Below are 21550 nucleotides of genomic sequence, written 5' to 3'. Positions count from 1 at the left end.
GACGAATGAACGGAATGAAAAAATCATTTTTACGTGTGCTAAGCACGGGTGTGTTAGCCGGGATGCTGAGCATTGGAGCGACATTGCCTGCGTGGGCATCCGATCTTACGACAAGTGAGCTGCGGATCACAGCAGGTAGTACGAGCGCCTACATCAACGGTAGCAAGCAGGCAATCGCCAAACCATATAAATTCAAAGGGGTTACGATGGTTCCTGTCGGTGTATTCAAGAAGGCTTTTGGCAGCGAGATCCGACTGGAGAAGAATGATGTGGTTAAAGTTAAGGAAGGTCCGCATACTGTCACCTTAACGATTGGCAGTTCGATTGCCTGGGTGGATGGAGTCAAAAAGGAGATGGGCGCAGCCCCAAAAATGGTGAATGGGGTGCTCATGGTACCACTCCGCCCGGTAGCTGCGGGGATTGGCGCTACACTTGCCCCAAGCAGCTCAGGAGAAATGGTCATTCGTTTATTGCAAACGGATGAATCGACGGATGACGACGAGGGCGGCATTAATCTGGATGAAGGCAAAACGAGAATTGGTAACAGTTATTACGGCTGGTCCATTAATTATCCATCAGACCTCATGATTCTGCAAACGGGTGAGCAGGAGCGTATGATGACTTTTGGCTCGGAGGACAGCAGTTATTATCTTGAAGTGTATGTGAGTGACCAGGATGTGAATCTGGATTCGGATGATTTGTTGCAACAACTTGTTCAGGAAGCGAAAGAGAACGGAGATACAGTGCTCGATCGGGAATCGATTGCCAAAGGGAAGACACCTTATGCCCGGATTGTGGTTAAAGATGCGGATGGGGTGTTATGGGAAATGCGCCAATATATCAATGATGGTCGCCAATATGACGTATACCTCGCGGATTATGGAGCTCTGAATTACAAGGATCTGAGCAAACGTGCAGCGCTGCTCAATTCATTCCAGCCTACTTACGTTCAATCGGATCGTACAATCAAGGATCTTTCAACCGTGGATGAGGGTATGCGTTCTACCTGGAATGACGATTATGGCATTGAACTGAAGATTCCAGCAGGCTGGTCCATGGACAACACCCAGATGATATACGAAGCCAAGGATGGTGCATATCTGCAACTGCGTGTTACATCTGCACCGAAAGGTGCGACGGTCAAAGAGTGGAGCGGCCAACTGGACAAGTGGATGCGTGAGACGTTCACGACGGAAAGTTATGAGCCGATAGGTTCGTATACGATGGATGTATCAGGCGAGACTGCCGAGGTGAATGAGTTCCGTTATAACTTTGGCGATGGATGGCAGACGGAGTTCGATGTTCTTTTGCAAAAAAATGGCTATCGTTATTATGCAGAGTATACGTTCCCTGAAGAGCAGACAAAGGACCGTGAATGGTTTAAGAGTATCATGAAGAGTGTTGAGATTGATTTTGATACCGTATCTGATAATTTCGGACAGCTGGATGAAGACCCGTATTTGACGGATAAAACAAAAGCCGTGACACGAACGTCCAAACGTTATCATTACAGTGTTGATATTCCGCGTTACTGGACGCCATACAATGATCGATTTGAGTATTCTCCTGTCGTGTATACCTTCACAGGTGGTCAATTCTCTATTGCCGCGAGTGAGGACAAATCCATTGAAATGACCGTCAGTCAACTTAGAGAGGCGTATGCGGAAGCAACCAAAACGCGTAAAAACTTCAAATTGCTTAGCAGTGAGGAGTTGACGTTTGCGGGTGTACCTGCGTTTTCCTTCATCTATCATGAAGTGGATAATGGTGTGCCGTATACCGGACGACAGATCGTATTTGAACAGAACGGAACGACGTATACCATTACGAGCGGGCTGAATGACGCCAACAAGACGGAAGTCCAGGCAGCAGCGCTGGAAAAAGCCGTGAACTCATTTACTTTTATCAAATAATGCAAAGGCTGAAATAGCAGAGATGCATGTTGCCGGAGGGTCACAAAACCTTCCGGTTTTTTATTTTTTATATAGATACTGCAACTGGAGTGGTCTATGTAAATTGAACCAAACATTTACACTGGAACGGAGAGGACAGAAATAACCTGAAGAAGCGAAGCGTTCGCCTTTATCCCCCGGATTTTCACCTTTATAAAGGAATCAAAAAAATCTGGGGATAACAGTGATCGGAAGGTTGTTCTGTTCTCGGAGTGCCAAGTGTAATATTTTTTAGATCAATGTATGTAGTGTGCATCTATAGGTGCGGAGATGGAAATGAAAATGGTAAACGGTTTTTTCAGGAAAGCGTAGAAGAGTCGTTGCAGAAGTGGTACACTATACTAGTTCAGGAGTTATGACTGCTGTTCTGAAAAATAAGAATGACTGTAGGCTTGGGAATCAGGCAATACAGACATAATGTATAGATATAGCGATACAGTGACAATGCAGGCTTTATGGAATCAAGGAACAGGATTTAGCTTACAGGGTATAGGGATGAAATCCGGCTATGCCGGTTATGGGGAGGATACACATGAAAACAGCAACAATACGAAGAGAAGACGTTGAGCTTCTGGCACCCGCAGGTGACTGGGACTGTATGCGTTCGGCGGTAGCGAACGGTGCGGATGCGATTTTCTTCGGAGTCGAAAAATTTAATGCACGGGCACGGGCGAACAATTTCCGTATGGACGAACTTCCGGAGATTATGGCGTTTTTGCACAGTTATGGCGTAAAAGGTTTTTTGACCTTTAATATATTGATTTTTGAAAATGAATTGACGGATGCCAAAGAACTGATCGACGCTTGTGTCGATGCAGGTGTGGACGCCGTAATTGTACAGGATTTGGGTCTCGTCAAAATGATCCGCGAGATCTCGCCGGATTTCCCGATTCACGGTTCAACCCAAATGACGATTACGTCACCGGAAGCGGTGGAGTTTACGAAGCCGTTTGATATGGAACGTGTCGTGCTTGGACGGGAGAACAACCTGAAGCAGATTCAGAAGATCGGAGAACAGGCGAAGTTGCCGATGGAAGTATTTGTTCACGGTGCATTGTGTGTGTCCTATTCCGGGCAATGTCTGACTTCTGAAATGTGGGGCGGACGCTCCGCCAACCGTGGGGAATGTGCACAGGCTTGTCGTCTGCCGTACGACCTGATGGTGGATGGCGAGCATAAACCGATGGGCGATGTAGCGTATCTGCTGTCTCCGAAGGATCTGGCTGCGATTGACTTGATGCCGGAACTGATCGAAGCGGGCGTAACTTCCTTCAAAATCGAAGGACGTCTCAAAACGCCGGAATACGTGGCGAACGTAGTTAGTAAATACCGTAAAGCGATCGACCGTTATTTTGATGGAGATAACACTCCGCCGAGTAAAGAAGAAGTTCGTGAATTGCAGCAGAGCTTTTCTCGTGGATTCACGCATGGTTTTCTGGACGGAACGAACAATAAACAACTGGTTGACGGTACGTTCCCGAAAAGCCGTGGTGTCTATCTGGGTCGTGTAGACCAAGTATTGCGTGATGGTGTCGTCCTGAAGCTCGATGCACCAGTGAAACGTGGAGACGGAATCGTATTTGATGCCGGAGATCCGACGAAGAAGGAAGAAGGCGGACGTGTCTACGATGTACGTCGCAAAGGCGTGAAGCTTGAAGGCGAAGCGGAGGAAGGCTGGATCGTGGACGTCGTACCAGGCCGTAGTGACGTGGACCTGCGCCGCGTGAACGTTGGCGACAAAGTATGGAAAACGAATGATCCGGCATTGGATAAACGTCTGCGTCAGAGCTTTGAAACCGAGAAGCCTTATCGCATCTTCCCGGTAAACGTAAAAGTCATCGGCAGCCCAGGGCAGCCGCTTAGCACATGGTGGACGGACGTGCAGAAGGGCACGACGGTCCGTGTGAATTCCGAGATGGAACTGGATATTGCCCAGAAGCGTCCAATGACGCACGAACTGCTCGAAGAGCAATTCGGACGTCTGGGCGGCACTGTGTTCCAGCTGGAAGAGTTGGACGTCAACCTGCATGGTGACGTCATCATTCCGATGCGCGAGTTGAATAACATTCGCCGTCAGGCGGTGGAACAACTCGCGGGCGAGCGCCCTAAACCGCCCGTCTACGTGAAACGGGCGGTGGAAGTCTACGGCGATGCGGTTAAACCGGCATCGCCAGTTGCTCGCGGTCATGCGGAGCTGACCGCGCTCTGCCGCAGCCTGCCACAAGTGGAGGCAGCGCTGGAAGCAGGTGTCGGCATGATCTACGCCGACTTCGAGTTTATCAAGCAGTTCCCGGCAGCAGTGGAAGCTGTTCGCGCCGCAGGTCGCAAGATTGCGTTGGCGACACCACGCATTCATATGCCTGGCGAGAACGGGTATCACAACAACATCCTGCGTTTGCAGCCGGATGCTGTGCTTGTACGTAATACGGGTGCACTGTACTTCTACTTGCGCCATCGGATGGAGAATCCAGATGCGAAGCACCCGGAATTGATCGGTGACTTCTCACTCAACATTGCCAATCACAAAGCAGTGGAACTGTTCCTGGAAGCAGGTTGTGACTGGATTACGCCTTCTTATGACCTGAACATTCAGCAAATGGTTGATTTGCTGGGACACTCCCGTACAAATCAGACGGAAGTCGTTATTCACCAGCATCTGCCGATGTTCCATACCGAGCACTGTGTGTACTGTACGTTTATGAGTGAAGGAACGGACTTTACGAACTGTGGACGTCCATGTGAAGATCACCGGGCTTCCTTGCAAGACCGGATCGGCATGTCCCATCCGGTACGTGTGGACGAAGGCTGCCGTAATACCGTGTATAATGCAGTGGAACAATCCGGTGCAGAATATTTGACCAACTTTATGGATTTAGGTGTATCCCGCTACCGTGTGGAATTCCTGGAGGAAACTCCAGAGCAGGTGCGCGAGGTTATTGATCTGTATAACCGTGCTCTGCGTGGCGAGATCAGTGGTACACAAGTTTGGAAAACACTGAAAGCAACGAACCAGCTTGGCGTAACGCGTGGTCAACTGGTGAAATAATAGATCGAAACCGGAACAAACAGCAACAGGCATGAAGTATGAAGCAACCCCAATCTCTGCTTTACGGAGCTCTTGGGGTTTTTTCTATAAAAGAGACTTGAACTATACCGAGATCAGATTCATATGTGGTATCTTGTTTGTCAGAGAAAAGTTTGTATCGGTGTGTGAAATTTATAAATTTTTGCGAGAAAACTACAACATCATGATATAGGAGGCGAAGGACCGTGGCGCCATTCACGATGATGGATATCAAATTGCTGTGCGGGGTCACGGCATTCAAACGGGGAGAAGCGTATAACCAATCTGGCAGGGTGACCAATCTGGTCGCCAGTCAGGATGAACGTCATTACGAAGCTGTGGTTCGAGGTACAGAACGATACAAAGTAACGGTTGATCTGGATGATGCAGGTGAGGTTGTTGCCGGATGCAGTTGTCCGGGCGATGGGAGATATTATGACTATTGCAAACATGTGGCTGCCGTTTTACTGGCGGTCCATGAATGGGGAGAACAGCGCGACACGGGCCCTCAAACATCGTCCAAGCCGGTGTCTAAACCTGATCGTGGCTCCAGCTCCAGAGTAGGAACGCTGGTGGAGGAGAATGAGTGGGAGCGCCCAAACTCAATTCCAAATACCAACTCAGTATTGAATGTGGGGTCACATTCGACCTCATCTGCTCACGCCTTTACAGCGGGGCCTTTGCCTTCCAATTCCAAGCTTGATGACCATTCGGATTTGGATCGTCCGTCCGTACATTTCGCTCAAGCTGGTCGTCCAAGCTCGGCCCCTGGATGGGGAAGATCAGCAGATAAACCTTCGTACCGCACAGCGGATCAGATTCTTTCCATGTTTGCCAAAGAACGCAGCCCCTTACATGCAAATGATCGTAAATACACTGCGCCTGTAACCCGGTCTTCATTGCGGGAGGAGCTGCAGCTCCAATTTATATGCAAGCTTGTGCAGGTTCACAAAGGCGGAGCCAAACTCGCGCTTGAACTGAAGGTAGGAAATAAACGCCTGTATGTAGTTCAGAAAGTGAAACAATTCCTGAACTGCATTGAGAATGGTGAACCGATGTCGTTTACCAAGCTGTTTTTCTACGATCCTTCGATACATTATTTTAGTCCCCAGGATCAGGCGATCCTGTCTATGCTTATTCGGATGAGGCAAAGTGAGGAAGCATACCGCGAATCCATCTCGGGTTACTTGGGAGCTTCAGACGGAAGAGATATATTGATTGCTCCTCTGGTTTGGAAGCCTCTACTGGATTTGCTGCTTCAGGCAGATAGCCGGATGGAGGGAACAGGGTTAGCGAATGGACCGCTCACTTTGGGCGAGGGGGCACTGCCTTTATTTTACCGTATTGCGCAGGGGACTAATGAAGGTTATCAGCTTGAAATCTCCGGACTGCGTGAGCTGATTCTTCTTCCAGCATATGATGCTGCCGTGGTGGAAGGGCAATTGCATATGTTGGAGCCGATGCAGATGCGAAGTCTGGAGGATTTGAGCAGAGCGCTCACTTCTTATGGAATTAAGGAAAGTATCGATATTTCTGCTCAACAGGTAGATGAATTTGTGCAGCATGTAGTGCCGGAACTACGTACACTTGGACATCTGTCCATCGACTCCCAGGTGAGAGAACGTATCGCAGAGCCGGAGCTTGCGCCAAAGTTGTATATCGATTTCTACCGGGAACGGATTACCGCGCGTCTGGAGTTTGATTATGGTGTAATGGTGATTAATCCGCTGGCCGAGTATTTGATCGATGAGGAAGAGAAAAAGGTGATTTTGGTACGTGACCGTCATGCGGAGCGTAATCTGATCGACCGACTAGATCGCTCTTTCCTGGAACGGGATGGTAGTGTATGGGCAAGTGAACGAGAAGATGCGATATACGATGTGATGTATCATCTGCTGCCGGAGCTTGAGAAGCAGGTGGATATCTATATCCCGAATGCGGTGAAGGCCATGGTGCAATCCTATCCGACACCGCCGAAAGTTCGGGCAGATCTGGGCAAAGGCTTGGATTGGCTGGAGATCTCATTCGAGATGGAAGGTGTAGACGAGCAGGAGCTTCAGGCGATTATGCGCAGCATTGTGGAAAAGAAACCGTATTTCCGCTTGCGCAGCGGTGTGTTTGTCTCTCTCGAAAATGAAGGGGCGGACAGCTTCGCACACATGGCGGACTCGCTTGGACTTGCGTCGGGCGATATCAAGGACAGCCATATTCGGCTGCCAGCAGTTCGAGCGTTGCAGCTTCCTGGCCGGGACGAGGTTTCGGGACATGTGAAGTGGGGCGGTTCCCTGAAACGTTTCCTGGATGATCTTCGTGACCCCGAGCGGATGGATTTTGCATTGCCGGATGCGCTTGCTCCTGTGCTGCGTGATTATCAGGCCAGTGGATATCAGTGGCTGCGTACACTCGCATTTTACCGATTTGGCGGTATACTGGCGGATGATATGGGACTTGGTAAAACACTGCAAAGTATTGCCTATATCGCGGCAGAACTGAAAGAAAAGCCGCAACAGCACAATAGCAGTCTTGATGATGCGAGTCAGACTGTCGATGAGGGAACTTTCGGGAGTAACATCCCAGATGAAGTACAGGTCGGACTGTTGGACCAACATACTGCTCATCCTCCAGTACTCGTCGTTGCACCAGCTTCTTTAACATACAACTGGGCGAATGAATTTGCCCGATTTGCGCCGCATTTGCGAGTTCTGATTGCAGCGGGTCAAAAAGACGAACGTGCAAGTATGCTCGCAGGTATGGATGACGCAGATGTTATTGTGACTTCCTACCCGCTATTGCGTCGTGATCTGGACACATATCTCGGAAGAACGTTTCATACGCTTATTTTGGATGAAGCCCAAGCGATCAAGAATTCTTCTTCCCAGACAGCTCATGCTGTTAAACAGATTCAGGCACCACGTCGCTTCGCTCTCACAGGAACACCCGTGGAGAACTCACTGGATGAGTTATGGTCGATCTTTGAAGCCGTATTCCCGGGCTTGTTCCCAAGCTATCGCAGATTCCGGGATCTGCCTCCTGAGCGCATTGCGCGAATGGTCCGTCCGTTTATTCTCCGCCGTCTGAAGAAAGATGTGCTGGAAGAACTGCCGGATCGTATTGAAACCGTTCAGCGCTCCGAGCTGAAGGACGAACAGAAGAAACTGTATGCCGCGTACCTGTCACAGCTTCAAGATGAGACATCCAAGGATATGGAAGAGAACGGTTTTCAGAAGAACCGTATTAAAATACTTGCTGGTATTACACGCCTGCGCCAGTTGTGCTGTCATCCGGCTCTCTTTGTGGAGGGTTATCAAGGGGATTCCGGGAAAATGGAACAGCTGCTGGAGACGATCCAGGATTGTCTGGCTGCTGGCAAGCGGATCCTCATCTTCTCCCAGTTCGCTAGCATGCTGAATCTGATTCGACAGACGCTCGCTGCACAGGGGAGAGATTTGTTCTATCTGGATGGTCAGACACCTGCCCAGAGTCGGGTAGAAATGTGCCGCAGATTCAACGAAGGTGAAGCTGAGCTGTTCCTGATCTCCTTGAAGGCTGGCGGTACCGGATTGAATTTAACGGGTGCAGATACTGTTATTTTATATGATTTGTGGTGGAATCCCGCCGTGGAAGAACAGGCCATCGGACGTGCCCATCGTATGGGGCAGAAACAAGTCGTACAGGTTATCCGCCTCGTTACGGAAGGAACAATTGAAGAGAAGATTTTGGAGTTGCAGCAGCGCAAAAAAGATTTGATTGCCGAAGTCATTGAACCCGGAGATGGGGGATCAACTACTTTATCCGAGCAGGATATTCGGGAGCTGTTGATGGTATAATGAAGTCCAATCATATTGGAGTCTGCCATCATTAAATATATTAAATTATGACTCTAGCAAAGGAGTGGGCTCAGCATGCGCATCCGTAAAGCAATTATTCCAGCAGCCGGGCTCGGTACCCGGTTCTTGCCTGCCACGAAGGCGATGCCCAAGGAAATGCTGCCAATCGTCGATAAGCCGACGATTCAGTACATTATTGAAGAAGCTGTGGCTTCAGGCATTGAGGATATCATTATCGTAACAGGTAAAGGTAAACGGGCCATCGAGGATCATTTTGACTATTCATTCGAGCTGGAGCAGAACCTGGCTGGTAAACAGAAGTGGGATCTGCTGAATGAGGTTCGCAAGCCCTCCGAGATGGCAGACATCCATTATATTCGTCAAAAGGAACCGAAGGGTCTTGGACACGCCATCTGGTGTGCCCGCAAGTTTATCGGAAATGAACCATTTGCCGTCCTGCTGGGGGATGACATTGTAGAGTCCAATCATCCTTGTCTTCAGCAGATGATCGAAGTCTATGATGAATTGCAATCTCCGATCGTAGGTGTACAGCCAGTTGATTGGAGCGAAGTGTCACGTTACGGGATTGTGGACGGGGAATTGGTCTCTCGCACCGAAGATCGTGTGTACCGCGCGCGTCGTTTGATCGAGAAGCCGAAGACGGAAGAATCACCTTCCAATCTGGCTATTATGGGACGTTATATTCTGACGCCGGATATCTTCGATATCCTTGGTCAGCAGTCTGCTGGCGTGGGTGGAGAAATCCAGTTAACGGATGCCTTGTCCCGTCTGAACGACCAACGACAGATTCTCGCCTATCACTTTGACGGCCTGCGTCATGATGTTGGGGAGAAACTTGGTTTTATTGAAACCACGATTCATTATGCCCTTCAGCGCCCGGATTTGCGGGAGGATTTGTTGAAGTATTTGGAGCAGATTGTACAGAACAAATAGAGAAGTCGCTATTATTAAACCCAGCCGAAAGTTAAACACGGCTGGGTTTTGATTATTTTATGGAACAACGTATTGAAATATCATGATTTAACCAGGCCAATGAACGATCACTTGCCCGATGCTTTACATATACATAGATTAATATGAAGAAATGCTGTTAATAGCAATAACGGAGGGATAACATGAAGGTGATTCCGCTGTTTATGGATGGCGCAGCTATATTGGAACCTAAGGTTTATGGCGATCATCGGGGATATTTCATGGAAAGTTATAATGAGCGTGTTCTGTATGAAAATGGTATACATCATGTGTTTGTTCAGGACAATCAATCCCTGTCCGCCGAAGCTGGGGTTCTTCGCGGACTTCATTACCAGCTTCAGCCCAGTGCACAGACCAAGTTGGTCAGAGTTATATCCGGAGCCATCTATGATGTTATTGTAGATATTCGTACCTCGTCACCAACCTTTGGACAGTGGAAAAGTGTCATTCTCAGTGAGTATAATCAGCGGCAGTTGCTTGTCCCCCAAGGTTTCGCTCATGGATTCTGTACACTGGTGCCCCATACACAGGTGACATACAAGGTGGATGCATACTATTCGCCTGAACATGACCGGGGTATTTTGTGGAACGATCCAGCGCTCGGAATTGATTGGCCTGTGTCGGATCCCATTCTCTCCGAGAAAGACCAGAAGCACCCTTTACTTCAAGGGGCGGAACTGAATTTTGGCTAACTAAAACAGGCTTCTCGGATCGTACAGTATCTGGGGGCAGAAGGAGAGAGATAACATGAAACTGCTCGTTACTGGAGGGGCTGGATTCATTGGCAGCAACTTTGTGATGTATATGCTTCGTGAGCATCCTGATTATGAAATTGTTAACGTGGATTCCTTAACGTATGCGGGCAACCTTGAGAATTTGCAATCCGTAGAATCGAATTCTCAATATACGTTTATCCGAGCGGATATCACTGACGTTCAGCAGATGGAACAAATTATCTCCCAAGGGATCGATGTAATCGTCAATTTTGCGGCTGAGTCTCATGTGGATCGCAGCATTCTGTTCCCGGATATTTTTGTGCGCACCAATGTACTCGGAACTCAGGTGTTGCTGGATGCGGCGAAGAAATATCAGGTTACCAAATATGTTCAGGTGTCTACGGATGAAGTATATGGCTCACTTGGTCCAACAGGTTTGTTTACAGAAGAGACGCCTTTGATGCCGAACAGTCCTTACTCTGCCAGTAAAGCGGGTGGGGATTTGCTTGTAAGAGCGTATCATGAAACCTTTGGTTTACCTGTAAATATTACACGTTGTTCGAACAATTATGGACCTTTCCAATTTCCGGAAAAGCTTATACCGCTTATTATATCTCGTGCATTAAATGATAAGACTATTCCTGTCTATGGCGATGGGCTTAATATTCGTGATTGGCTCTATGTGGAAGATCACTGTAGTGCTATCGATCTGGTCATTCATAATGGCAAGATTGGAGAGATATATAACATCGGGGGAAATAATGAACGTACCAATATATATATTGTTGAAAAGATTCTAGAACAACTGGGCAAACCTTCAAGTTTGATTCAATATGTACAGGATCGACTGGGCCACGACCGACGTTATGGAATTGACCCGACCAAATTGCATACTGAGCTTGGCTGGAAGCCCGTGCACAATTTTGAGACAGGGATTAAGGAAACCATCCAGTGGTATCTGAACCATCAGGAATGGTGGACACGAATTCAATCAGGTACGTATCAAGATTATGTAAGACTTCAGTATGGTGATCGAATGGGTGATCCTACAGAATGAAGTATAGAGTGATGGTGACAGGGGCTGCGGGACAGCTCGGATACGATGTTGTAAAGATATTTCAAGCAGGTGGTCATGATGTTATGGCCTGTGACAGGGATCAATTGGACATTACCGACCAACAGCAATGCAGAGAAACCATTAACGCTTTCCGGCCTCACATCATAGTTCATTGTGCTGCCTATACAGCCGTTGATCTGGCCGAGACAGATGAGGATATGGCGTACACAGTCAATGTAACAGGCACTAGAAATATAGTAGTTGCTGCAGAGAAAGTGAAAGCCAAACTGATTTATATTAGTACCGATTATGTATTTGATGGCACCGCAACGAGACCTTATCAGGAATTTGATCTAACGAATCCGCAGACTGTGTATGGCAAGTCAAAGCTTGCTGGAGAGAGACTGGTCGAGAGTCTCTGCACGCGATGGTTTATTATACGAACATCATGGGTATTTGGAGTACACGGCAGTAATTTTGTCAAAACCATGCTGGATCTTCTGGAGAAGCGTCCCCGACTTCAGGTGGTTCATGATCAACAAGGGTCGCCCACATATACTGTGGATTTAGCCAGACTCGTGAGTAACCTTTCATTAACTGAAAAATATGGCATCTACCATGCCTCTAATTCTGGAACATGCACCTGGTATGAATTTGCACAGGCCATTGCGGAAGAAGCAGCCAAGCAATCCGGATTCAAACAGAGTGCTGTTCTCGAGCCTTGTACCACCGAGCAATTCCCACGTCCTGCTCCTCGACCTCAATATTCCGTAATGGATCATCTCGCTATTCGTACAAACGGTCTGCCACCCATGAGAGCTTGGCGAGAAGCTTTGATCGCATTTCTGAATGAATTGAGTGTACAACAAACCGAATAGATGGCTTTTTATCCATCCGAAATACTGCATCCCTAGATTTAACAGCCGCCTTCGGGCGGCTTTTTGTTTTACACCTCTCCAATCAGGGTAGTTAGCTATCAAAAAGGAAAAAGCGCACATGCTTCGTCATATCATGATCATCATACTCTTTTTCTTTCCTACCACCCTACTAAGGATGTGAACGCCATATGAAACGAATTGCCGCCGTCATTACACTACTTATCGTAACCGTGGGCACACTCTTTTTTGCCTATGACAGTCAAAGTGAGGAGCAGCACGATGGGTTTACGGCCTATCGACTGATTGCCCATGCGATGGGAAGTATCCGTGAGCAGCCTTACACCAACGCCTATGAGGCGATGATTGCCAATTATGAGAAGGGCACACGTGTGTTTGAGATTGACTTTATGCTGACTTCGGACCGCAAAGCAGTAGCCAGACATGAATGGACCGCCAACATGAGCAAAATGCTTGGACAGGACGAGGAGTTACCCGAAGACAAACAGGCTGGTGCGCTGACACATGATGAATTTATGAATACGCCCATTCTGGGCATGTACCAACCCATGGACGCTGACGGCATTATGGATGTATTGGCCAAGTACCCGGATATGTATATCGTAACCGATACAAAAGAACAGAAGGACGAAGATATTCAGCAGGTGCTGAAATCACTCGTGGACGCAGCAAAGAAACATGACCCTACAATTCTTAATCGGGTTGTCGTTCAGATCTATAACGAGCCGATGCTCGAAACCGTGAAAGAAATCTACGCGTTTCCTTCTATTATCTATACACTTTACGCTACGCAGGATACGGAAGCCCAAGTTGTTGATTTTGTACAAAAGAATGATATCGATGCCGTAACCATGCCGGAATATAAAGTAAACCAGAATTTCGTTGCCAAGCTGAAGCAGGCAGGAGCCGTCACCTACGTGCATACCATTAATGACACCGACCAGGTAGCGAACTATGAGAAATGGGGCGTGTATGGTGTGTATTCGGATGTATTGACCGAGCAGGAACTGGATGAAATGAACACACGTTTTGCCTGGAAGCCGTGAGTATTAAATTATGATTCAAAGGGATGCAGGGTCTCTACTTGAGACGTTGGAGCTCTATTCATTATATGGGTGTTCGTATTGGCACCAGGCGCTGACTTAAATTCTATTGCATCTCATCCCTAGCTTTTAAAATTACAGGCTTCTCCTGCAATTCCAGGGAAAAGTCTGTGATTTTTTGTTCCCCTTTTTATACGAACATTGACACTCACTCCCTGCTGACTTAGACTTAGTTTACAAGCTTTTTAGGATGCAGAAGAACCTCTGGAGGAATGTTCGTTGATAGACATGATTAAGCAGTGGAGACATGTATTTAAGCTAGACCCTGACCGGGAAATAACGGATGAAGCACTCGACCTGATCTGCATGTCGGGAACCGATGCCATTATTGTTGGCGGGTCTTCGGGAATTACCTATGACAACACGGTGGACCTGATGTCCAGAGTACGTCGCTACGAGCTGCCCTGTGTGCTTGAAGTATCTGATCTGGAGGCAGTTGTGCCCGGTTTTGACGGATATCTGATTCCGATGGTGCTGAATGCAACGGATAGCAAATGGATGATTGGACAGCACCAGCAAGCCATCGAGCGTTACGGTTATCTAATACCATGGGACCTAGTTATTGCAGAAGGTTATATTGTCCTTAATGCCGACTCCACTGTTGCCCGAATGACCGGAGCGGATACGGAGTTGACGACTGATGCTGCGGTTGCTTACGCCCAGGCTGCGGAACGTTTGCTTAACCTGCCTATCGTATACATGGAGTACAGCGGAACATTTGGAGACATGGAGCTGGTTGGAGAGACGCACAGACAACTCACCAAGGCGCATCTCATCTATGGCGGCGGGATTGATAGTCCGGAGAAAGCTGGACAAGCCGCTCAGGTCGCAGACACCGTTGTGGTTGGAAACATTGTGTACAGTGATTTGCACAAGGCGCTGGAGACGGTCCAAGCTGTGAAACAATCCGTTTAATCGGTTTAGTTTACCATTCCCCCAATTTCCCCTCCTGATCTGTTAAAATAGAACTTTGACCTTACTAATTAAACAAGTTGTATAAACGTAATGTTGTTTACACTACAACGGAGACAGCAGGACCAATCTGAAGAAGCGGAGCGTTCTCTCTTTCAACAACTGAAAGATAGTAATTGCAGTTCAATTGTAATTTCAACTACCCTTAAATATAAGCTAAACTAATTTTTACACGAGAACGAAGAGGACAGAAATAAGCTGGAAAAACGAAGTGCTCGCATTTATTACCGGATTTTCACTTTGAAAAAGTAGCTCGAAAAATCCGGGAATAACGGCGATCGGAAGATTATTCTGTCATCGTAGTGACGAGTGTAACCCTTAGTACAACTTATATCGATTTCAACCAACGAAAGGAGCATGCATGCATGCAACCTGTAAATATACATGATGCCGTTGCACGGCTTAACACCCCTCAACGGCAAGCCGTCGAGGCGACGGATGGACCGCTGTTGATAATGGCTGGAGCGGGCAGTGGAAAGACCCGGGTGCTCACACACCGGATTGCCTATCTTATTGCAACACGGAAAGCACCCCCGTGGGGCATTTTGGCTATTACGTTTACGAACAAAGCGGCACGCGAGATGCAAGATCGGGTATCCCAACTGGTTGGTGGCTCTCAGGGTCGTGACATTTGGGTATCGACGTTCCACTCCATGTGCGTGCGTATTCTGCGCCGTGACATAGAACGCATCGGCTTCACCTCTAATTTCAGCATTTTGGACTCATCTGATCAATTATCTGTCATTCGTAGTTGTATGAAAGACCAGAACATCGACACCAAGAAATTTGAACCAAAAGCCGTTCAATCGATGATGAGCACCGCGAAGAATGAATTGATCAGTCCGGAGCAATATGAGAAGCAGGCTGCTGATTATTTCGAAGGCATTGTGGCGAAGGTATATAAGATGTACCAGAAACGGCTCAGAGCCAACAACTCGCTCGACTTCGACGACCTTATTATGGCGACCATTCAACTTTTCAAAGAGGTACCGGAAGTTCTCGACTTTTACCAAAAGAAATTTCAGTACATTCACGTGGATGAGTACCAGGATACCAACCGTGCGCAGTACATGCTTTGCCGCATGCTCGCTGATAGTCACCACCGCATCTGCGTTGTAGGGGATAGTGACCAATCGATCTATCGCTGGCGTGGAGCGGATATCAGCAACATCCTGAATTTTGAGAAAGACTACCCTGAAGCAAGTACGATTTTGCTGGAGCAAAACTATCGTTCCACTTCGAATATCCTGAATGCAGCAAATGAGGTAATCGGCCTGAATACTGGGCGCAAACCGAAGAAACTGTGGACGGACAAAGAGGGTGGCTCAAAGATCAAGGTGTACCGTGCGGATTCCGAACATGATGAGGGATACTTTGTAACCTCCGAGATTAGTAAAAACGTGAAGAACGGCAAATCCTATCAGAATCATGCCATTTTGTATCGTACAAACGCTCAGTCCCGGGTTATAGAGGAAATTCTGATCAAGTCTGATATTCCGTATCAGATCGTTGGCGGCATCAAGTTCTATGATCGTAAAGAGATCAAGGACATTCTGGCGTATCTGCGTCTGCTTTCCAACCCTGACGATGACATCAGTCTTACCCGGATTATTAATGTACCAAAACGCAGCATTGGTGATACAACGGTAGCGAAGCTGGCAGCTGCGGCAGGAGAACGGGGGATTTCAATATTCCGTGTACTTCAGGTCGTCGACGATCTTGGTTTTGCCGGTCGAACGCGGAATGCGCTGGTGGAGTTCTATGACATGATCGCCGCACTGCATCAGATGGTTGAATATCTTTCTGTGACCGAACTGACCGAGAAGATTCTCGAGATGAGCCAGTACCGACTAGAGATGCAAAATGAAAACACACTCGAATCCCGTGCACGATTGGAGAACATTGATGAGTTCCTGTCCGTTACCATGGAATTTGAGAAAAATAATGAAGACAAAACGCTCGTTTCGTTCCTCACCGATCTTGCATTAATTGCGGATATCGACAGCATGAACGATGATGAAGAGGATCAGAGTGATGCAGTTACCCTGATGACGATGCACAGTGCCAAAGGTCTGGAATTCCCTGTCGTCTTTATCGTTGGTATGGAGGAAGGAGTTTTCCCGCACAGCCGCGCCTTTATGGATAACGAGGAGCTGGAGGAAGAACGCAGACTGGCTTATGTGGGCATTACGCGTGCGGAAGAACAACTCTTCCTGTCTTGCGCGCAAATGCGTACCTTGTTCGGACGCACAACGGCGAACCCGCCTTCACGCTTCCTGGATGAAATTCCAGATGAGCTAAAAGAAGATACTTCAATCGCTCGTGACCGCTACCGTCGTGGTAGCAGCGCAGGAGGATCATATGGTGGTCGTGGACTTGGTGCCAGTGGAGGGAGCAACTTTGGTGGCGGAGCAAGCAAGCTGTTTGATCGTCAAAGCCAAAGCGGTTCTTCCGCTTCGTCAGTTACTTCCTCACGGGTTACCATGAGTACGTCGTCCAGCACATCCAGCACGCCTGCCCCGTCGTCGGCATCTAAACCGGTCGCTGCCGGAGCTGGTTCTGACGGATTCAAAGCCGGAGATAAAGTACAACACGGCAAATGGGGAACAGGTACCATTGTTGGGGTGAAAGGCACAGGTAATGACACAGAGCTTCAGATCGCATTCCCTGCCCCGGTTGGCCTAAAACGTCTGCTTGCAGGCTTTGCTCCAATTACCAAAGTGGAATAGATATTCATGAACGAACGCAGAGCTTGCTCTGACGCTCGTTCTACATAGATCCAAATTATAATAACGGAGGGATGGCCCTGTATGGACCCGATGCACCGGATGGAGCAACTCGTTACCGAGCTGAACCAGCATAATTATCAGTACTACACGATGGATCAGCCGCAGATCAGCGATAAGGAGTATGATCTTCTGTACGATGAACTGGTTGCGCTGGAACAGGAGAGTGGCATGGTTCTGCCCGATTCTCCGACACAGCGTGTGGGTGGTGAACTGCTCAAAGGGTTTACACCGCATCGCCATTTATCCCCATTGTGGAGTCTGGACAAAGCCCAGAATATAGAGCAGCTGCGAAACTGGAATACTCGTGTGCTCAAGCTGGTCAATGACTACAACACCAAAAATCCGGACAATCCGTTGCTCGAACCCGGCTATGTGATTGAACTGAAGTTTGACGGTTTGACCCTGAATCTAACGTACACAAACGGTGAGTTAGTTCAAGCCTCTACGCGGGGAAACGGAACCGTAGGCGAGGGCATTTTGGCTCAGGTTAGAACGATTAAGTCGGTTCCCCTCAAAATACCGTATACAGGCGGCACGATTGAAGTCCAGGGTGAAGGCATCATGAACCTGTCTGTATTGAATCGATATAATGAAACGGCAGCAGAGCCGCTCAAAAATGCCCGGAATGCCGCGGCAGGAGCGCTGCGCAACCTGAATCCAAAGACTACTGCTGAGCGGCGGTTGAATGCCTATTTCTATAATGTAGGTTATTCGGATGATATTCAGTTTGCCAACCATCAGGAGATGATGGACTTTCTCCGTGAGAATCGATTCAAAGTTAATCCATCCATTACGTATTTCCATGAGTTTGATGATGTGATGGAGCAGCTTGCAGCGATACAGGAGAGCCGAGGTCAGCTGGACTATCTCATTGATGGAGCTGTTATCAAAATCACAGACATGCGTACCCGTGAGGCACTGGGCTACACGGATAAATTCCCTCGTTGGGCGGTAGCGTACAAGTTCGAGGCGGAAGAGACCACGACCGTTCTGAACTCCGTTGTCTGGAATGTGGGTCGTACCGGCAAAGTGACTCCACTTGCTCGAGTTGAACCGGTTGAGCTAGCTGGAGTGACGGTACAGAACTGTACATTGAATAACGTGGGCGACATTGAGCGGAAAAATCTGAAGTTTGCCTTGGGTACACGTGTCTTTATCCGTCGTTCCAATGATGTCATTCCTGAAATCTTGGGCAAAGTGACTGAAGAGAGTGACGGCGAGGAAATTGTGTTCCCTGAGCAATGTCCGGCATGTGGATTCCCGCTGGAACAGCGTGGAGCGCATTTGTTCTGTAACAACAAGCTGGCGTGCAAACCGCAGACGGTGGCCCGGATTTCTCATTTTGCTTCCCGTGATGCAATGGACATCGAGACATTCAGCGAAAAAACGGCGATTCAGTTGTACGATGAATTGAACGTGCGTGAGCCCGCTGACCTGTATACATTGCAATTCGATGATTTGGTGAAGCTGGAGCGGTTTGGTGAAAAGAAAGCAAACAACCTTATTGCTGCACTGGAGCAGAGCAAGGATCGTGACCTCGCTTCGTTCCTATATTCACTGGGTATTCCGAATACAGGTAAATCGACTACACGTATGCTGGCTGACCATTACCGCGACCTGCATGCCATTATGAATGCAACGGCAGAGGAACTCGTTGAACTTCCAGATGTAGGCGGCATTGTGGCCGAGAGCATTGTGACTTTCTTTGCAGACCCGTTTACACAGGCGGCCATTGAGAAGATGCTGAATTTGGGCGTGAAAGCTCAGGCGCCTGAGGCACCAGCAGCGATTGTGGAAGATTCCTTCTTCAGTGGCAAAACGGTCGTGCTGACTGGAACGCTGCATCAACTCACGCGGGAAGAGGCAACACAACGACTGGAAGCACTTGGAGCGAAGGTGACGGGCAGTGTATCCAAAAAAACAGACCTTGTTATCGCCGGAGAGAAGGCTGGCTCTAAACTGACCAAAGCTCATGATCTCGGCATTCCTACCATTGAGGATGAGGACGAACTTGTACGTCTTTTGAATCAACAGGGATAGATCGTGAATGTGGAGTAGACTATGATTAGATCGCAGTGTTACTCGAGCAAGTAATAGATAACTTAAAGACCCCTGTGCCACGAATAAGTGGAACGGGGGTCTTTTGTTTGCACATTTATTTAAACTCAACTGTATATCGGCAGTAACTCAAATCAGGAACGCGTCTGTGAAGCACCAGTAAGCCATGCATCCTTGTCGTATCCTCGTTCTTCCCAGTAACCGATATGTTCGCTGTCAATCAGTTCAATACGATTCAGCCACTTGACGGACTTATAGGCATACATCTGGGGAATGACCAATCGTACCGGACCGCCCAGATCTGCCGGGATCGGTTTGCCGTCATGCATGACAGCTACCATAATATCCTCCATCTGTGCCTGATCCATCGTAATGGCGTCCGTATATACACCATCGCCGGAGTAGAACTTGACGCTGTGCGCTTCGGGTTTTACTCCGGCTTGGGTCAATAGTTGCTTAAGAGATATGCCTTCCCAGGTGTTCTTATATACAGACCAGCCTGTAACGCAATGAAAGTCACTGACCTGAACGGTACGTGCAAGCTGCACGAACTGCTCCCAGTTCCATACTTGCGCCCGTTCAACGAGCCCATCGATCCGGAATGACCAGTTTGCATTGGAAAAGGAAGGTATCGGTGTTACCGTATATACGCGAAAATGACCTTCTGCTCCGCCTCCCACTGGCGGTGAAGAAGCAGGCAATGCTTGTGGTAAGGGCACCATGTGATTGGGATCGTTCTCCAGCATGCTATCAATACTGTTGTCTATATTGAGGTTCCGTCCAACCCATGATATAAAAGTAGGCCCCAAAGTCACAGCTAGCCCCACGCCTACAGCAGACCGAATAAATGCCCGCCGTGTATACACGGGTTGAGGTTTCTCTTCTTGATGGAGAGGACTTTCCTTAGTGGTACGTATAGATTCGGTAGAAACTACCGCTGCAGGTGTCGTATTTTCATCAGGAGCATCAGTTGGATGCACCATATTTCTACCCTCTGCTACAACTGTCGTTGTTTTTACTGCACGGCGTGCAGGATCTTTTAACCATCTCGTTCTCGTGATGGAGTGGTAGATAATATAAGGCAGGCCAACCCAAGTCAGCAAATCATGAACCAGAAGCGCGGCATTCGACCATCTCGGCCCAGCGAGCTTGAACTGCCATAACACAATACCTGATAAAAGCCACCCTACCAGCAGTGCAAGAACAACGATTGTATTTGCTCTCTGCCATGGCCTATTACGAAGTTGTTTCCAGTGCTTTCCGGCCAAAATTAAGTAATACACCACTGGTGCCAGCATAGCTAGCCCGACGATAATATGTAGCCACTTTAACCATACGCGTCCAATCCCGAGTAACTCGCGCCAGAAACCATCAACCAACATAAGGCCTGTTACCGCGAGGATGACAACAATCCAGGCATTCCAGGCATGAATGGAAACGAGTTTTTTACCATAACCCTTTCGAATGTTCTTCAGCCATTGCTTCATATGCGTTCACCCCATATAGGTTATTGATCAGAGCATCTTTGATATAAATGAAGCCGATTGTGTTTAGAGAGCGGGTTCTGAATTAGGTATCATTGACATTGATTATTGTGTCATTGACTACCTGAACGGGAGTATCATATTCATTCCTTATTCTATATTATATATACCTTATTATAGAGCGTTTGGATCACTTGCATCAAAAGGAAGGGTGAACACATCACCTTCTGGATTCATATAACCACCTGTCGATTGATGTAGTTGAGAGGAGTCTCAGTTAGCGGGCGATGTGGATTATAAAGTATTTATATAAAGGTTGTTAAAAAGTGCTTGCCAAATGAATTAGATCATGATATATTATTTCTTGTCGCCTCAAACGAATGATTGTCGAAACGCTTTGAACGCTGACGAAAAAAAGAGTTGACAGTTAGTTAGTCAACATGATAAGATAAAATTCCTGTCCGGTTGACAAGCATCAACGCAAACGGACAACAAGTTCCTTGAAAACTGAACAAATGGATAGTAACTTTTGATTCATAATGAATCGTCAGTTTCAAAATGAGCTTATCGCTCTTTTCAATACTTTATTGGAGAGTTTGATCCTGGCTCAGGACGAACGCTGGCGGCATGCCTAATACA

The 21550-nt window shown here is 47.8% G+C and carries 12 protein-coding genes; 11 read left to right on the top strand and 1 reads right to left on the bottom strand.

Annotated features, from left to right (window positions below; genetic code table 11):
• The first annotated feature begins 14 nt into the window (after positions 1 to 14).
• From ACFVQB_RS07355 to ligA, 11 genes are all read left to right on the top strand, one after another.
• A complete protein-coding gene (locus ACFVQB_RS07355; protein WP_379436440.1) occupies positions 15 to 1913 on the top strand; it encodes a stalk domain-containing protein in 1899 nt (632 codons plus the stop codon).
• Between the two features lie 571 nt (positions 1914 to 2484).
• Positions 2485 to 4998, top strand: coding sequence for a U32 family peptidase (locus ACFVQB_RS07350; RefSeq protein WP_379436437.1), 2514 nt, complete (start codon positions 2485 to 2487; stop codon positions 4996 to 4998).
• Between the two features lie 224 nt (positions 4999 to 5222).
• A complete protein-coding gene (locus tag ACFVQB_RS07345; RefSeq protein WP_379436434.1) occupies positions 5223 to 8843 on the top strand; it encodes a DEAD/DEAH box helicase in 3621 nt (1206 codons plus the stop codon).
• 75 nt (positions 8844 to 8918) lie between these two features.
• Entirely contained in the window at positions 8919 to 9797 is an 879-nt protein-coding gene (gene galU, locus ACFVQB_RS07340) for a UTP--glucose-1-phosphate uridylyltransferase GalU (protein WP_053779572.1), read from the top strand.
• A gap of 182 nt (positions 9798 to 9979) precedes the next feature.
• Complete coding sequence (rfbC, locus tag ACFVQB_RS07335; protein WP_379436430.1) at positions 9980 to 10528, top strand: dTDP-4-dehydrorhamnose 3,5-epimerase; 549 nt, start codon at positions 9980 to 9982, stop codon at positions 10526 to 10528.
• 55 nt (positions 10529 to 10583) lie between these two features.
• Positions 10584 to 11609: a dTDP-glucose 4,6-dehydratase gene (gene rfbB / locus ACFVQB_RS07330; protein WP_379436427.1), complete on the top strand. Its 1026-nt coding sequence runs from the start codon at positions 10584 to 10586 to the stop codon at positions 11607 to 11609.
• On the top strand, positions 11606 to 12487 hold the full coding sequence (rfbD, locus tag ACFVQB_RS07325; protein ID WP_379436424.1) for a dTDP-4-dehydrorhamnose reductase: 882 nt from the start codon (positions 11606 to 11608) through the stop codon (positions 12485 to 12487). Before rfbB ends, rfbD begins: the two co-directional genes overlap by 4 nt.
• Before the next feature lie 188 nt (positions 12488 to 12675).
• On the top strand, positions 12676 to 13551 hold the full coding sequence (locus tag ACFVQB_RS07320) for a phosphatidylinositol-specific phospholipase C/glycerophosphodiester phosphodiesterase family protein (protein WP_379436421.1): 876 nt from the start codon (positions 12676 to 12678) through the stop codon (positions 13549 to 13551).
• A gap of 285 nt (positions 13552 to 13836) precedes the next feature.
• Entirely contained in the window at positions 13837 to 14523 is a 687-nt protein-coding gene (gene pcrB, locus ACFVQB_RS07315) for a heptaprenylglyceryl phosphate synthase (protein WP_379438042.1), read from the top strand.
• 422 nt (positions 14524 to 14945) lie between these two features.
• Positions 14946 to 17309, top strand: a complete 2364-nt coding sequence (gene pcrA / locus ACFVQB_RS07310) for a DNA helicase PcrA (protein WP_379436418.1) — start codon at positions 14946 to 14948, stop codon at positions 17307 to 17309.
• An 81-nt stretch (positions 17310 to 17390) separates the two neighbouring features.
• Entirely contained in the window at positions 17391 to 19409 is a 2019-nt protein-coding gene (ligA, locus tag ACFVQB_RS07305; protein ID WP_379436416.1) for an NAD-dependent DNA ligase LigA, read from the top strand.
• A 152-nt stretch (positions 19410 to 19561) separates the two neighbouring features.
• On the opposite strand, the gene ACFVQB_RS07300 is transcribed toward ligA, so the two are convergent.
• Positions 19562 to 20914 (bottom strand): molybdopterin-dependent oxidoreductase, encoded by a 1353-nt coding sequence (locus tag ACFVQB_RS07300; protein ID WP_379436414.1) that lies wholly within the window; start codon positions 20912 to 20914, stop codon positions 19562 to 19564.
• Between the last annotated feature and the right edge of the window lie 636 nt (positions 20915 to 21550).

The organism is Paenibacillus sp. NPDC057886 (assembly GCF_042796655.1).
Taxonomy (GTDB): domain Bacteria; phylum Bacillota; class Bacilli; order Paenibacillales; family Paenibacillaceae; genus Paenibacillus.
This window is presented reverse-complemented; position numbering and strand designations above follow the sequence as displayed.

Coding starts and splice junctions, on each gene's coding strand:
- ACFVQB_RS07355 (WP_379436440.1), top strand. CDS start 15: ATGAAAAAATCATTTTTACGTGTGCTAAGCACGGGTGTGTTAGCCGGG.
- ACFVQB_RS07350 (WP_379436437.1), top strand. CDS start 2,485: ATGAAAACAGCAACAATACGAAGAGAAGACGTTGAGCTTCTGGCACCC.
- galU (WP_053779572.1), top strand. CDS start 8,919: ATGCGCATCCGTAAAGCAATTATTCCAGCAGCCGGGCTCGGTACCCGG.
- rfbC (WP_379436430.1), top strand. CDS start 9,980: ATGAAGGTGATTCCGCTGTTTATGGATGGCGCAGCTATATTGGAACCT.
- rfbB (WP_379436427.1), top strand. CDS start 10,584: ATGAAACTGCTCGTTACTGGAGGGGCTGGATTCATTGGCAGCAACTTT.
- rfbD (WP_379436424.1), top strand. CDS start 11,606: ATGAAGTATAGAGTGATGGTGACAGGGGCTGCGGGACAGCTCGGATAC.
- ACFVQB_RS07320 (WP_379436421.1), top strand. CDS start 12,676: ATGAAACGAATTGCCGCCGTCATTACACTACTTATCGTAACCGTGGGC.
- pcrB (WP_379438042.1), top strand. CDS start 13,837: ATGATTAAGCAGTGGAGACATGTATTTAAGCTAGACCCTGACCGGGAA.
- pcrA (WP_379436418.1), top strand. CDS start 14,946: ATGCAACCTGTAAATATACATGATGCCGTTGCACGGCTTAACACCCCT.
- ligA (WP_379436416.1), top strand. CDS start 17,391: ATGGACCCGATGCACCGGATGGAGCAACTCGTTACCGAGCTGAACCAG.
- ACFVQB_RS07300 (WP_379436414.1), bottom strand. CDS start 20,914: ATGAAGCAATGGCTGAAGAACATTCGAAAGGGTTATGGTAAAAAACTC.